The sequence below is a fragment of the Streptomyces sp. MI02-7b genome (assembly GCF_033793585.1).
Lineage (GTDB): Bacteria > Actinomycetota > Actinomycetes > Streptomycetales > Streptomycetaceae > Actinacidiphila.
In genome coordinates, this window is the sequence record NZ_JARAWX010000036.1 from 1 (window position 1) to 13467 (window position 13467).

Consider the following 13467-nt stretch of genomic DNA (forward strand, 5'->3'; position numbering starts at 1 on the left):
GGAAGCTTCCTTCGAGACCGTTTCACCGGCCCCTCCGGGCTTTCCCTTCGTTGTCACCAGCTTATCAGACTCTTTCGGGCCCGATTCCCGCCGGCGGGGATTCACACTTTCCTGCTTTTGCGTTCCGGCCTTTCGGCTTTCCCGCACTCCGACTTTAGCAGATGCTTTCCGTCGGATTTACCACCGGATTACGAGCACACACGTTTCCGCGATGTTTCGTCCCGGGGGTTGTGACAACGTACTGGAGCGGGCCGCCCCGATGCAAATCGGGGCGGCCCGCTCCTGGTGGGGCGTCAGACCTCCACGACCACAGGGAGGATCATCGGGCGCCGGCGGTAGGTGTCGGAGACCCACTTCCCGACGGAGCGGCGGATGAGCTGCTGCAGTTGACGCACCTCGGCGACACCGTCGGACGCGGCGCGGGCGAGGGACTCCTCGACCTTGGGGAGTACCGCGCCGAAGGCGTCGTCGTCGATACCGGAGCCGCGGGCCTGGATGAACGGGCCGCCCACGAGCTTGCCGGTGCTGGCGTCCACGACGACGAAGACCGAGATGATGCCTTCTTCCCCGAGGATGCGGCGGTCCTTGAGCGAGCTCTCGGTGACGTCGCCGACGGAGAGCCCGTCGACGTACACGTACCCGGCCTGGACCTTGCCGACGACCTTGGCGACGCCGTCCACGAGGTCGACGACCACCCCGTCCTCGGCGATGACGCAGCGCTCCTTGGGAATGCCGGTCGCCGCGCCGAGGTCGGCGTTGGCGCGCAGATGGCGCCATTCCCCGTGGACCGGCATGAGGTTGCGCGGCTTGCAGATGTTGTAGAAGTACAACAGCTCGCCCGCCGAGGCGTGGCCGGAGACGTGCACCTTGGCGTTGCCCTTGTGCACGACGTGGGCACCCCAGCGCGTCAGGCCGTTGATCACGCGGTACACCGCGGTCTCGTTGCCGGGGATGAGCGAGGACGCCAGAACCACGGTGTCGCCCTCGACGATGCGGATCTGGTGGTCCCGGTTGGCCATGCGGGACAGCGCGGCCATGGGCTCGCCCTGGGAGCCGGTGCAGACCAGCACGACCCGCTCGTCCGGGATGTCGTCGAGCGTCTTGACGTCGACGACGAGGCCATTGGGGACGCGGAGGTACCCGAGGTCGCGGGCGATGCCCATGTTGCGGACCATCGAGCGCCCGATGAAGGCCACCTTGCGGCCGCGTTCGTGGGCCGCGTCCAGGACCTGCTGGATGCGGTGGACGTGGCTGGCGAAGCTGGCCACGATGATCCGCTTCTCGGCCTTGGCGAAGACCTGCCTGAGCACCGGCAGGATGTCCCGCTCGTGCGGGATGAAGCCGGGGACCTCGGCGTTGGTGGAGTCCGACAGCAGCAGGTCGATGCCCTCCTGCGACAGCCGCGCGAACGCGTGCAGGTCGGTCAGGCGGTTGTCGAGCGGCAGCTGGTCCATCTTGAAGTCGCCGGTGTGCACGACCATGCCGGCCGGGGTGCGGATGGCGACGGCCAGTGCGTCGGGGATGGAGTGGTTGACGGCGACGAACTCGCAGTCGAAGGGGCCGATGCGCTCGCGCTGCCCCTCGGCGACCTCGAGGGTGTACGGCCTGATCCGGTGCTCGGCGAGCTTGGCCTCGATCAGGGCGAGGGTCAGCTTGGAACCGATCAGCGGGATGTCGTCCTTCTCCCGCAGGAGGAAGGGGACGGCGCCGATGTGGTCCTCGTGGCCGTGGGTCAGGACGATGCCGACGACGTCGTCCAGGCGGTCCCGGATCGACGTGAAGTCCGGCAGGATCAGGTCAACTCCGGGCTGCTCCTCCTCCGGGAAGAGCACCCCGCAGTCGACGATCAGCAAGCGTCCCGCGTACTCGAAGACCGTCATGTTCCGGCCGATCTCACCGAGACCGCCGAGTGGGGTGATCCGCAGGCCGCCCGTGGGCAGCGCGGGGGGTGGGCCGAGCTCAGGGTGCGGATGGCTCAAAGTCTCTCCTCACCACACACGCCGCATCCCCCGGAGGGATCCCCCGGGGGCACGGGACGCGTGTGACATCGTGCTTTCTTCTGTCGGGTACTGCTCATGGCCGGTATTCAGTTTTTAAGTCTGTGGTTACAGCTGTACCCCGCCGGCGGCCAGATCCTTCTTCAGCTGTGCGGTCGCCGCCTCGCCGAGCGCGTCGAGGCCGACCAGCGGCAGTCGCAGCGGTCCGGCCGGGAGTCCGCGCCAGGCCAGGGCGGCCTTGGTGGTGATCACGCCCTGGGCGCGGAACATCCCGGTGAAGACGGGGAGCAGTTTCTGGTGGATCTCGGTCGCCTTGTGGACGTCACCGGAGAGATACGCCTCCAGGAGGGCGCGGAGCTCAGGGGTGACCAGATGTCCCACCACGGAGACGAAGCCGACGGCGCCGACGGACAGCAGCGGCAGGTTGAGCATGTCGTCGCCGGAGTACCAGGCGAGGCCGCTGCGGCTGATCGTCCAGCTCGCGGCGCCGAGGTCGCCCTTGGCGTCCTTGTTGGCGACGATCCGGGGGTGCTCGGCGAGCCGGACGAGGGTCTCGGTCTCGATCGGGACGCCGCTGCGGCCGGGAATGTCGTAGAGCATGACCGGCAGGCCGGTGGCGTCCGCGACGGTGCTGAAGTGGCGGTACAGGCCCTCCTGGGGCGGCTTGTTGTAGTACGGCGTGACCGCGAGCAGGCCGTGTGCGCCGGCGCGCTCGGCCTGGCGGGCCAGTTCGACGGTGTGGTGGGTGTCGTTCGTGCCGACGCCGGCCACCACGAAGGCGCGGTCCCCGACCGCTTCCAGGACGGCCCGGACGAGCTGCTCTTTCTCCACGTCACTGGTGGTCGGGGACTCACCGGTGGTGCCGTTGACGACCAGGCCGTCATTGCCTGCGTCGACCAGGTGCGCGGCGAGCCGCTGCGCGCCGTCGAGGTCGAGAGCACCGTCCGCGGTGAACGGCGTGACCATTGCGGTCATGACCCGCCCGAAGGGGGTCTGCGGGGTGGAGGTCGGAGCCATGAGACCAACGCTACTCGGTGCCGGTGTCCGGAGGACCCCTCGGGACCTGCGAGGAGGACTCCGGCGCTGCCTGCTCGGGGGTTCAAGCAGCACCGGAATCCGTTTCTGCAGACTAGACGAACTGCAGGAAACCCGGCAATCGGAACATTCCGGATGAGTGGCGTACCGCTACGGTGCGATCCGGCCGTTCGCGTTGAAGGCACTGTGCGTGAGCGGCATGAGCTTCGCCCATTCGGCTTCCATCCGCTCACCGACCATCTCGATCTCCCGCTGCGGGAAGGACGGCACCTTGGCCAGCTCGTGCTGGGTGCGCAGGCCCAGGAAGTGCATCAGGGAGCGGGCGTTGCAAGTGGCGTACATCGACGAGAACAGGCCGACCGGCAGGGTCGCCCTGGCCACCTCGCGGGCCACGCCGGCGGCCAGCATGTTCTGGTACGCCTCGTACGACTGACGGTAGGAGGCCTCCATGGCCTCGCTGACCGCCTTGTGCTGCTCAGGGGACCCGTGCACGAACTCGTACTTCCCCGGCCGCCCCTGCTGCACCAGCTTGCGGTCCTCGCCGGGCACGTAGAACACCGGCTGCAACTCGCGGTAGCGGCCCGACTCCTCGTTGTAGGAGTTGTGCACGACGATGCCGTCGGCCAGGAAGTTGTGCCACGGGCCCTCGACCGACAGGTCGTAGGTCATCTCCTCGCCGTCCTGCGCGATGGAGACGATCGGGTCGGGCAGGGCCGTACCGGTCACGGCGCCGTCCTGGGCGGCCGCCTGCTCCTCGCCGCTCTTGCGGGTGTGACACTCCTCGCACACGGGGGCCAGGTTGCCCTCGTCCAGGGCGCGGGCGAGGTCCGCGGCCACGGGGACCCGGTGGTCCAGGGCCAGTTCCTCGCGGGGGAAGGAGCGGGCGCACAGGTGGCAGGTACCGGTCGCGCCGATCAGGCGCTCGCGCTGCCGGGAGGTCCACACGCCGATGCCCCGCGCCAGGGCCGGGGGCACCGGCGGCCGCGAGGGCTCCCGCTCGGGGCCCGCGCCCATGACGGCGTCGCCCACCGCCAGCTCGCCGGCCTTCGCCCAGCCCTCGGGCGTCAGGACGGCGTGGTCCACGGAGCAGCGCAGCACGCGGCCGGACGACGTGGTGATCTTGAGCAGTTGCTTGACGCCCGACTCCATCACGTCGGTGATCCGGGCCCGCCGCGGCAGCAGCGTCTCCTCGTCGTAGCAGCGCACGTGATTGCGGCGGACGGATTCCAGCGTGCGCAGCCGGGTGCCCGGGTCCTGCTCGCGGAACTCGACGACCGCGCTCTCGGCGGCCTCCCGGCTCTCGTGCAGGCCGAGGTAGTGGCGCTCGTCACCGCGTCGGACCTCCGCCCGCCAGCGGCCCGCCGCAGGGTGCCAGGTGACACCGCCGGCGGAGGCCGGCAGCCGGTCCTCGACGCCCAGGTGCCACAGGCGGTGCAGTTCCCTGATGCTCCTGCGGCGGAGGGTGCCGGCCTCGCTCTCCAGCGTGATCTCCGTGTCGCCCGCGAGGCACCAGCCGACCCGGTGCCGCATGAACTCGCGGAAGACGAAGATCGGTGCGCTGACGAAGAACGTCATCGAGTTGTGCTCGAAGGGGCTGCCGTGGCGGTCCCGCATGAGGTAGTTGATCAGGCCCTTGGATCGCTCGGGGTCCTTGCTGATCTCCGCGAGGGACTGCTCGCCGGCGGTGGAGACCCGAGCGGCCCACAGGACGTCGGAGTCCGAGGCACTGTGCTTGACGAGCTCGACGGTCACGTCGTCGCGGAACTGCACGGGCTCTGCGGACTCTGCGGAATCGTCGGCGGAGGTGTCGGTCACCGGGCGTCCTTCCTCTGGCGCTGTGGACGGCGACCACCCTATTGGGCAGCGCCGACATCGCCGACAACACCCGCACGCGCCACAAAGCGGCGCAAAGGCCGACGGTGGCCGACCAGCGGTGGCCCGGTCCGACAGTCCCCTATAGCCTCACGGTGTGTCTCTGCCCTTCCTCGCCGCGGACAGCGGCCATGACGAGCACTTCGCTGACGCCGACGCCGCACTCCCCCACCGGTCCGCGGACCGGTGGACGCGTCCGTACCGCCCGGGCCCCTGGCGGGTGGGCGCGGCGGCGCTGCTGCTGGTGCTCGCCTCGTACATGCTCTTCGCCGCCGTGGTCATGGGGCTCGCCGGAAGCGGGTCCGGGGTCACGTGGACGGCGGGCGGCGCCGTGCTGGTGATCGCCGTGGTACTGCGCCTGCTGCACGTGGGGTTCTGGGTGAGCGCCCGCGGGGTGCGACAGGTCCGGCTGCTCCACACGGTGACGCTGCCGTGGGAGCGGGTGGCCTCGGTCCGTACGGTCCAGCAGCCGGTGAAGTGGCTCGCGATGCCGCGCACGGTGCAGGGCCAGGCGCTGGTGGTCACCCAGGCGGGCGGCGAGCGGCTGCCCCCGCTGCTGACCGACCACAACGCGGACTTCCTGGGCCGCACGGAGGCCTTCGACCAGGCGGCCGACGCCATAGAGGCCTGGGCCGCCGGACCGCGCTGAGGCGCGGGTTCCGCGGAAGACCGTACGCGCGACGACGCCGTCCTGGACCAGGACGGCGTCGTCGTTCCGCATCGGCCCCGCGGATCGGCCCCGCGAACGGGGTCAGGTGAGCTTCCTGGCCTTCTGGACGGCCGCAGCCAGGTCCTCCCGCAGCGGCGCGGCCCCGGCCCAGGAGAAGCGCGGGACGGCGTCCCTGGGGAGGACCTGACCCGCCCTCACCGCGGGGCGCTTGTTCCAGGAGGGCTTGGCCTGGGGGGCCTTGGACTGCGGCGCGGTGCCGTGGCTGTCAGAGCGGCATCAGGTCCGCGCCGTACTTCTCCGCGTTCTCCCGGCTCAGGCTGTCGCGGTGGTCGCCGCCGTCGGTCGTCTCGGGGACGACGTCCACGCCGCGCTGCTGACACCGGGGTTGGTGCGGGATGTCCTTGCTCTCGTCCGGCACGTGCCAGAGGGCGTCGGCGTCGTACATGTGCGTCGGGAGGAGTTCGGGCCGCAGGGTCGCGTACTTCTCGACGCTGAACTCGCCGCGGACGCAGCCGAGAACGCTGACCGTGGAGATCGCCTTCCTCGGAGCGACCACCTCCGGTGCGGCCCAGGGTGATCACCTGGTCCAGCCAGGCCTTCGGCGTCGACGGGAATGTGCGGCTGTACATCGGCGCGCTGATCAGCACGGCGTCGAGGTGCGGCACGGGTTCGGCGGAAAGGTCCCGGCAGATCACCTCGCCGCCCGGGTGCTGGGCCTCCCACTCCTTGCGCAAGGTGGCGGCGACGTCGCCGGAGGTGGAGCTCTCGGCGGCCCAGATGGACGAGTCGATGTGCGGCGTGTGGTTCGCGGGCGCGGCCGTGGTGTCGGTGCTCGTGTACACGGTCGGGCGGGGGCGCGTGGCCGTACCCGCGCGGCGCGCACCGGCCGGCGCTCGTCCTGAGCCGCCGTCATCGTCGCGGTCACCCTGCTGTGCGGGGCGGCGACCGGCCTGCGGGCCGCTGGTCTTCGCCGGGCTGATGGTGCGCGCCCCGACCGGGCCCGACCAGCGCTGGATGCTGCCGTACCGCGCGGTGCCCGGCCCGGTCGTGCTGCTCGGCGCGGACCTGCTCGGGCGGGTGCTCCCCCGTCCCTCCGCACTCCAGGTCGCCGCCGTCACGATCGGCGTGGGCGTCGATCCGCCTGCGGCCGCGCGCGGCGCTGGTGGGTGCGCTCTGCGTCCTGGTCGTGCCGGTGCCGTCGGCGTACAGGCCGTCGGCACCGGCGACTTCCCGATCCGCCCGCCGTCCGCCGCCCGGCGCGCGGCGGCGGTGTGACACCCACGAACGTGCCGCCGGGGCCGGACGGACAGCCGACGGTCATCGCGCGTTTCCCTGAGCCTGTTACGTTCCGGCCCGGCCCGCCCGACGCCCTGGCGACGGCGCCCGGACGAGCCGACCCCGACGAGGACCTGGAGCGACTGGTGCACGGACCGTCCGGCCCCCCTTCCGACCCGTTCCCCCGCGACGACCGTCCGGCCCGTCCGTGACCGCCCTCCTCACCTCCGCCTCGCCGGTTCCCGCGCTGGAACTCCTGCGCGGCCGCACGGTGGTGGTCAAGTACGGCGGCCACGCCATGACGGACGACGCGCTGCTCGCCGCCTTCGCCGACGACGTGGTGCGGCTGCGGCGTGCCGGGGTGCGGCCGGTCGTCGTGCACGGCGGCGGCCCGCAGATCAGCGCCCACCTGGAGCGCATGGGCGTGCAGGCCCGTTTCCTGGCCGGACTGCGCGTCACCACTCCGGAGACGCTGGACGTCGTACGGATGGTGCTGGCGGGCAAGGTGCAGCGCGAACTCGTCGGTCTGCTCAACCGGCACGGCCCGTACGCGGTCGGGCTCACCGGCGAGGACGCGCACACGCTGACCGCGGTACGCCGCTACGCCGAGGTCGACGGCGAACTCGTGGACATCGGGCTGGTCGGGGACGTGACCGAGGTCAACACCGGCGCCGTGGACGTGCTCCTGGACCACGGCCACATCCCGGTGGTCTCCCCCATCGGCCGCGGCACCGACGGCCAGGCCTACAACGTCAACGCCGACACGGCCGCGGGCGCGATCGCCGCCGCCCTGGGTGCCGACTCCCTGGTCGTCCTCACCGACGTGCCGGGGCTGTACGCGGACTGGCCGCGCCGCGAGCGGGTGATGGACCGGCTCACCGCCGACGAACTGGAGACGATGCTGCCCTCGCTCGGCGGCGGCATGGGCCCGAAGATGCGCGGCTGCCTGCTGGCGGTCCGGGCGGGCGTCGGCTCCGCCCGGGTCCTGGACGGCCGCGTCCCGCACGCCCTGCTGCACGCCCTGGCCGGCGGTCCCACCGGTGGCGGCACGACGGTGCTGCCCGGCTGACCGGCCGGCCGCCCTCAGAGCCCTGTCACGTCTGCGGCGCACGGCCGCGCAGGGCGATCGCGCGCTGCATCGCCTTGCGGGCCCGCGGGGTGTCCCGGGCGTCGTGGTAGGCGACGGCGAGCCGGAACCAGGTGCGCCAGTCCTCCGGTGAGGCCTCCGTCTCCGCCTTGCGCCGGGCGAACACCGCGTCCGCCGAGGAGCGGTCGATCCGGCCGCTGGGGGTGCGCACCAACTCGTCCTCGGGCAGGCCGCCCTCGGCCTCCAGCTCCCGGGCCAGCCGGCCCGCGTCGCGCGCGAACTGGGTCGTACGGACCAGGAACCACACGCCGATCAGCGGCAGGACGAGGACCGCCAGGCCGAGGACGACCGTGACCGGGCGGCCGTCCTGGATCAGCCACACGCCGCGGGCGCCGACCAGGGCGAAGTACACGACGAGGACGGCGGCGGTGACGAAGTAGGTGATCTTTGCGCGCATGATGGGCGATCCGGCTCTCGGTCTGTGGCTCTCGGTGGCGGACTCTCAGTCCAGGTCCATGAAGTGCTCCAGGCCGAAGGTGAGCCCCGGCGTGGAGACGACCCGCCGCACGCCGAGCAGGACGCCCGGCATGAAGGAGGCGCGGTTCATGGAGTCGTGGCGGATGGTGAGGACCTCGCCGGCGTCGCCGAAGAGGACCTCCTGGTGGGCGACGAGCCCGCGCAGCCGCACCGAGTGCACCGGGACCCCCTCCACGTCGGCGCCGCGCGCCCCGTCCAGGGCGGTGGCGGTGGCGTCCGGCTGGGCGCCGAGCCCCGCCTCGCGGCGGGCGTCGGCGATCAGCTGGGCGGTGCGGGCGGCCGTGCCGCTCGGGGCGTCGACCTTGTCGGGGTGGTGCAGTTCGACGATCTCCGCGGACTCGAAGAAGCGGGCGGCCTGGCGGGCGAAGCGCATCGTCAGCACCGCGCCGATGCCGAAGTTGGGGGCGATGAGCACGCCCGTGCCCGGGGCGGCGCCGAGCCAGCCGCGCAGGGTGTCCAGGCGCTCGTCGGTCCAGCCGGTGGTGCCGACGACCGCGTGGATGCCGTGCCGCAGGCAGAAGTCGAGGTTGCCCATGACCGAGCCGGGCGCGGTCAGTTCGATCGCGACCTGCGCGCCGTTCTCGGCCAGCGCCTCCAGCTTGTCCTCGCGGCCGATGGCGGCGACCAGCTCCATGTCCCCGGCGGCCTCGACGGCCTTGACCGCCTCCGTGCCCATACGGCCACGAGCCCCGATCACACCCACGCGGATTGTGCTCATCGTTCCTGTCCTTCGGTCGGTAGGGCTGGGTAGGGCTGGGTACGACTGGCCGCTCAGACCACGCAATCGTGCAGGCGGGCGACCTGCTTGTCCTTGAGCGGGCCTATGACGGCCAGCGAGGGCCGCTGCCCGAGCACGTCCCGGGCGACCGCGCGGACCTCCTCGGGGGTCACCGCGGCGATCCTCTCCAAGGTGGCGTCCACCGACATCTGCTCGCCCCAGCACAGCTCGCTCTTGCCGATGCGGTTCATCAGGGCGCCGGTGTCCTCCAGGCTGAGCACGGTCGAGCCGGAGAACTGGCCGACGGCGCGCCGCAGTTCCTCGTCGTCGAGGCCGTTCTCGGCGACCTTGTGGAGCTCCTCGCGGCAGATCTTCAGCACCTCGGGCACCCGGCGCGGCTGGCAGCCGGCGTACACCCCGAACAGGCCGCTGTCGGCGAAGGACGAGGTGTAGGAGTACACGCTGTAGGCGAGGCCGCGCTTCTCGCGGACCTCCTGGAACAGCCGCGAGCTCATGCCGCCGCCGAGTGCCGTGTTGAGCACGCCCATCGCCCAGCGCCGGTCGTCGTGCCGGGACAGGCCGGGCATGCCGAGCACCACGTGGGCCTGCTCGGTCCGCCGTTCCAGCACCTCGACCCGGCCCTGGCTGCGCAGCGTCTTGCTGCCGCCGCGCGGCGGCCGGGGCACGGCCTCGGGGTCGCGGAGCGCGCCCGCGTCCTCGAAGGCCCGGCGCACCTGCCGGACGACGGCGTCGTGGTCGATGTTGCCGGCCGCGGCGACGACGAGCCGGGTGGGGTCGTAGTGCTTCCGGTAGAAGCGGTGCACCTGGTCGCGGGTGAGGGCGTTGATGGTCTCGACGGTGCCGAGCACCGGGCGGCCCAGCGGGGAGTCCCCCAGCAGCGCCGTGGCGAACAGGTCGTGCACCTGGTCCCCGGGGTCGTCCTCGGTCATCGCGATCTCCTCCAGGACGACGCCGCGCTCGGCGTCGATGTCCTCCTGGCGGATGAGCGAGCCGGTCAGCATGTCGGCGACCACGTCGATGGCGAGCGGCAGATCGGTGTCGAGGACACGTGCGTAGTAGCACGTGTACTCCTTGGCGGTGAAGGCGTTCATCTCGCCGCCGACCGCGTCGATCGCGGACGAGATCTCCAGCGCGCTGCGCCGTGCCGTGCCCTTGAAGAGCAGGTGCTCCAGATAGTGCGTGGCGCCGTTCAGGGCCGGGGTCTCGTCGCGGGAGCCGACGGCGGCCCAGATCCCGAAGGTCGCCGAACGCACCGTGGGCAGCGTCTCGGTGACGACGCGCAGCCCTCCGGGCAGGACGCTGCGACGCACGGTGCCGATGCCGTCGAGGCCGGGGAGCAGGGTCTGCGTGCGGACGGCCCGCCCCTTGGTGGAGGGGCGGGCCGTCACACGAGTGGAGCGGTCGGTCACTGCTCGGACGCGTCCTCGGACTTGTCGTCGGCAGCGCCGTCGGCGCCGTTCTCTTCCCCTTCGATGACGGGGATCAGCGAGAGCTTGCCGCGCTGGTCGATCTCGGCGATCTCGACCTGGACCTTGGTGCCCACGGGGAGGACGTCCTCGACGTTCTCCACGCGCTTGCCGCCGGCCAGCTTGCGGATCTGCGAGATGTGCAGCAGGCCGTCCTTGCCCGGGAGCAGGGAGACGAAGGCACCGAAGGTGGTGGTCTTCACGACCGTGCCCAGGTACCGCTCGCCGACCTCGGGCATCGTCGGGTTGGCGATGCCGTTGATCACGGTGCGGGCGGCCTCGGCCGACGGGCCGTCGGCGGCACCGATGTAGATGGTGCCGTCGTCCTCGATGGTGATCTCGGCGCCGGTGTCCTCCTGGATCTGGTTGATCATCTTGCCCTTGGGGCCGATGACCTCACCGATCTTGTCCACCGGGATCTTGACGGTGATGATGCGCGGGGCGTTCGGCGACATCTCGTCCGGAGTGTCGATCGCCTCCATCATCACGTCGAGGATGTGCAGACGGGCGTCGCGGGCCTGCTTGAGGGCCGCGGCCAGGACCGACGCCGGGATGCCGTCGAGCTTGGTGTCCAGCTGCAGCGCCGTGACGAACTGCTTGGTGCCGGCGACCTTGAAGTCCATGTCGCCGAAGGCGTCCTCCGCACCGAGGATGTCGGTGAGGGTGACGTAGTGGGTCTCGCCCTCGATCTCCTGGGAGATCAGGCCCATGGCGATACCGGCGACGGGGGCCTTCAGCGGCACACCGGCGTTCAGCAGCGACATGGTGGAGGCGCAGACCGAGCCCATGGAGGTGGAGCCGTTGGAGCCCAGCGCCTCGGAGACCTGGCGGATCGCGTAGGGGAACTCCTCGCGGGTCGGCAGGACCGGCAGCAGCGCCCGCTCGGCGAGCGCGCCGTGGCCGATCTCGCGGCGCTTCGGGGAGCCGACGCGGCCGGTCTCACCGGTGGAGTACGGCGGGAAGTTGTAGTTGTGCATGTACCGCTTGCGCGTCTCGGGCGCCAGCGTGTCCAGCTGCTGCTCCATGCGCAGCATGTTCAGCGTGGTGACACCCAGGATCTGGGTCTCGCCGCGCTCGAACAGCGCCGAGCCGTGCACCCGCGGGATGGCCTCGACCTCGGCGGCCAGGGTGCGGATGTCGGTGACACCGCGGCCGTCGATGCGGACCTTGTCCTTGATGACGCGCGCGCGGACCAGCTTCTTGGTCAGCGAGCGGTAGGCGGCGGAGATCTCCTTCTCGCGGCCCTCGAACTGCGGCAGCAGCTTCTCGGCGGCGAGCGCCTTCACACGGTCGAGCTCGGCCTCGCGGGCCTGCTTGCCGGCGATGGTCAGCGCCTGCTTGAGCTCGTCCGCGACGGCCGACTCGAGCGCCTCGAACACGTCGTCCTGGTAGTCCAGGAAGATCGGGAACTCGGCGGTCTCCTTGGCGGCCTTGGCGGCCAGGTCGGCCTGCGCCTTGCACAGCACCTTGATGAACGGCTTGGAGGCGTCCAGGCCGGCCGCGACGATCTCCTCGGTCGGCGCCTCGGCGCCGCCCTCGACCAGCTTGATCGTCTGGGTGGTGGCCTCGGCCTCCACCATCATGATCGCGACATCGCCGTCCTCGAGGGTGCGGCCGGCCACGACCATGTCGAAGACGGCCTCCTCCAGCTCGCTGTGGGTCGGGAAGGCGACCCACTGGCCGCGGATCAGCGCGACGCGGACGCCGCCGATCGGGCCGGAGAACGGCAGGCCGGCCAGCTGCGTGGAGCAGGAGGCGGCGTTGATGGCGACCACGTCGTAGAGGTGGTCGGGGTTGAGCGCCATGATCGTCGCCACGACCTGGATCTCGTTGCGCAGGCCCTTCTTGAAGGACGGGCGCAGCGGGCGGTCGATCAGGCGGCAGGTGAGGATCGCGTCCTCGGAGGGACGGCCCTCACGACGGAAGAAGGAACCGGGGATCCGCCCGGCCGCGTACATGCGCTCCTCGACGTCCACCGTGAGGGGGAAGAAGTCGAGCTGGTCCTTCGGGTGCTTCGAAGCGGTGGTGGCCGACAGCACCATGGTGTCGTCGTCCAGGTAGGCCACGGCCGAACCGGCGGCCTGACGGGCCAGGCGGCCCGTCTCGAAACGGATCGTACGGGTGCCGAAGCTGCCGTTGTCGATCACGGCTTCGGCGTAGTGGGTCTCGTTCTCCACTATGGGGATTCTCCTCTTTCGTGCCGCCGGGCGTCTTCCCGGTGGCCGTCGGTGGAGGGGCGTCCCGCCGGGCCGGTCTTCGATCGAAGCCACCGGGACGTACGTGCTGCCCGGGGGCCACTACCGAGGACCGGCTCTGGTGGCGTTTAGGAGGACGCTCCCTCCGCATGCTCTATGGCGTTGTGTATGGGACCAGCCTACAAAGCTTCGGTCCCGGTCTCGCGCCCAGCGCGGTTCCCCACGTACGCCAAGGGAGCGGCTCCCGGACGGGAACCGCTCCCTCTACGGCGTCTCAGCGGGCGCCGGCCGCGCCGCGGCGGATGCCGAGGCGGTCGACGAGCGCACGGAAGCGCTGGATGTCCTTCTTGGCCAGGTACTGCAGCAGGCGGCGACGCTGGCCGACCAGGATCAGCAGACCACGACGGGAGTGGTGGTCGTGCTTGTGGGTCTTGAGGTGCTCGGTCAGGTCGGTGATGCGGCGCGAGAGCAGCGCGACCTGGACCTCGGGGGAGCCGGTGTCGCCCTCCTTGGTGCCGAACTCGGCGATGATCTGCTTCTTCGTCGCGACGTCGAGCGACATACGGTCTCCTTGTGTGTCGGTGCCTTCGAGCG

General features: G+C 71.1%; 12 protein-coding genes. 3 read left to right on the top strand and 9 right to left on the bottom strand.

Going from position 1 to position 13467, the window contains the following annotated elements:
- Window positions 1-293 precede the first annotated feature (293 nt).
- The 3 genes from PV364_RS37085 to thyX form a co-directional block, all read right to left on the bottom strand.
- Entirely contained in the window at window positions 294-1979 is a 1686-nt protein-coding gene (locus PV364_RS37085; protein ID WP_319665332.1) for a ribonuclease J, read from the bottom strand.
- A gap of 126 nt (window positions 1980-2105) precedes the next feature.
- Window positions 2106-3014: a 4-hydroxy-tetrahydrodipicolinate synthase gene (dapA, locus tag PV364_RS37090; RefSeq protein WP_319665333.1), complete on the bottom strand. Its 909-nt coding sequence runs from the start codon at window positions 3012-3014 to the stop codon at window positions 2106-2108.
- 168 nt (window positions 3015-3182) lie between these two features.
- Complete coding sequence (gene thyX, locus PV364_RS37095) at window positions 3183-4847, bottom strand: FAD-dependent thymidylate synthase (protein WP_319665334.1); 1665 nt, start codon at window positions 4845-4847, stop codon at window positions 3183-3185.
- Between the two features lie 154 nt (window positions 4848-5001).
- On the opposite strand from thyX, the gene PV364_RS37100 reads away from it, so the two are divergent.
- Window positions 5002-5553 carry a hypothetical protein gene (locus PV364_RS37100; RefSeq protein ID WP_319665335.1) on the top strand — a complete coding sequence of 184 codons (552 nt, stop codon included), beginning with the start codon at window positions 5002-5004 and terminating at the stop codon, window positions 5551-5553.
- Between the two features lie 286 nt (window positions 5554-5839).
- Here the strand turns inward: PV364_RS37100 and PV364_RS37105 are convergent, their stop codons facing one another.
- The gene (locus PV364_RS37105; protein WP_319665385.1) at window positions 5840-6130 is read right to left on the bottom strand and encodes a hypothetical protein; all 291 of its coding nucleotides are present in this window, start codon (window positions 6128-6130) and stop codon (window positions 5840-5842) included.
- 17 nt (window positions 6131-6147) lie between these two features.
- Between PV364_RS37105 and PV364_RS41435 the strand changes: the two genes are divergently transcribed.
- Both PV364_RS41435 and argB read left to right on the top strand, forming a co-directional pair.
- Entirely contained in the window at window positions 6148-6849 is a 702-nt protein-coding gene (locus PV364_RS41435; RefSeq protein ID WP_415924662.1) for a hypothetical protein, read from the top strand.
- 208 nt (window positions 6850-7057) lie between these two features.
- Entirely contained in the window at window positions 7058-7918 is an 861-nt protein-coding gene (argB, locus tag PV364_RS37120) for an acetylglutamate kinase (protein WP_319665336.1), read from the top strand.
- Between the two features lie 25 nt (window positions 7919-7943).
- Here argB and PV364_RS37125 read toward each other — a convergent pair whose 3' ends face one another.
- From PV364_RS37125 to rpsO, 5 genes are all read right to left on the bottom strand, one after another.
- Complete coding sequence (locus PV364_RS37125) at window positions 7944-8393, bottom strand: hypothetical protein (protein ID WP_319665337.1); 450 nt, start codon at window positions 8391-8393, stop codon at window positions 7944-7946.
- A gap of 45 nt (window positions 8394-8438) precedes the next feature.
- Entirely contained in the window at window positions 8439-9191 is a 753-nt protein-coding gene (dapB, locus tag PV364_RS37130) for a 4-hydroxy-tetrahydrodipicolinate reductase (protein WP_319665338.1), read from the bottom strand.
- A gap of 53 nt (window positions 9192-9244) precedes the next feature.
- Window positions 9245-10621, bottom strand: a complete 1377-nt coding sequence (locus tag PV364_RS37135) for a pitrilysin family protein (protein ID WP_319665339.1) — start codon at window positions 10619-10621, stop codon at window positions 9245-9247.
- Entirely contained in the window at window positions 10618-12855 is a 2238-nt protein-coding gene (locus tag PV364_RS37140; protein WP_319665340.1) for a polyribonucleotide nucleotidyltransferase, read from the bottom strand. The genes PV364_RS37135 and PV364_RS37140 overlap by 4 nt, the downstream gene beginning before the upstream one ends.
- A gap of 292 nt (window positions 12856-13147) precedes the next feature.
- The gene (rpsO, locus tag PV364_RS37145) at window positions 13148-13435 is read right to left on the bottom strand and encodes a 30S ribosomal protein S15 (RefSeq protein WP_319665341.1); all 288 of its coding nucleotides are present in this window, start codon (window positions 13433-13435) and stop codon (window positions 13148-13150) included.
- Window positions 13436-13467 lie beyond the last annotated feature (32 nt).

What these genes read in the sequence shown, in the direction of transcription:
- dapB (WP_319665338.1), bottom strand. Translation starts at nt 9,191, where the DNA reads ATGAGCACAATCCGCGTGGGTGTGATCGGGGCTCGTGGCCGTATGGGC.
- PV364_RS37125 (WP_319665337.1), bottom strand. Translation starts at nt 8,393, where the DNA reads ATGCGCGCAAAGATCACCTACTTCGTCACCGCCGCCGTCCTCGTCGTG.
- rpsO (WP_319665341.1), bottom strand. Translation starts at nt 13,435, where the DNA reads ATGTCGCTCGACGTCGCGACGAAGAAGCAGATCATCGCCGAGTTCGGC.
- dapA (WP_319665333.1), bottom strand. Translation starts at nt 3,014, where the DNA reads ATGGCTCCGACCTCCACCCCGCAGACCCCCTTCGGGCGGGTCATGACC.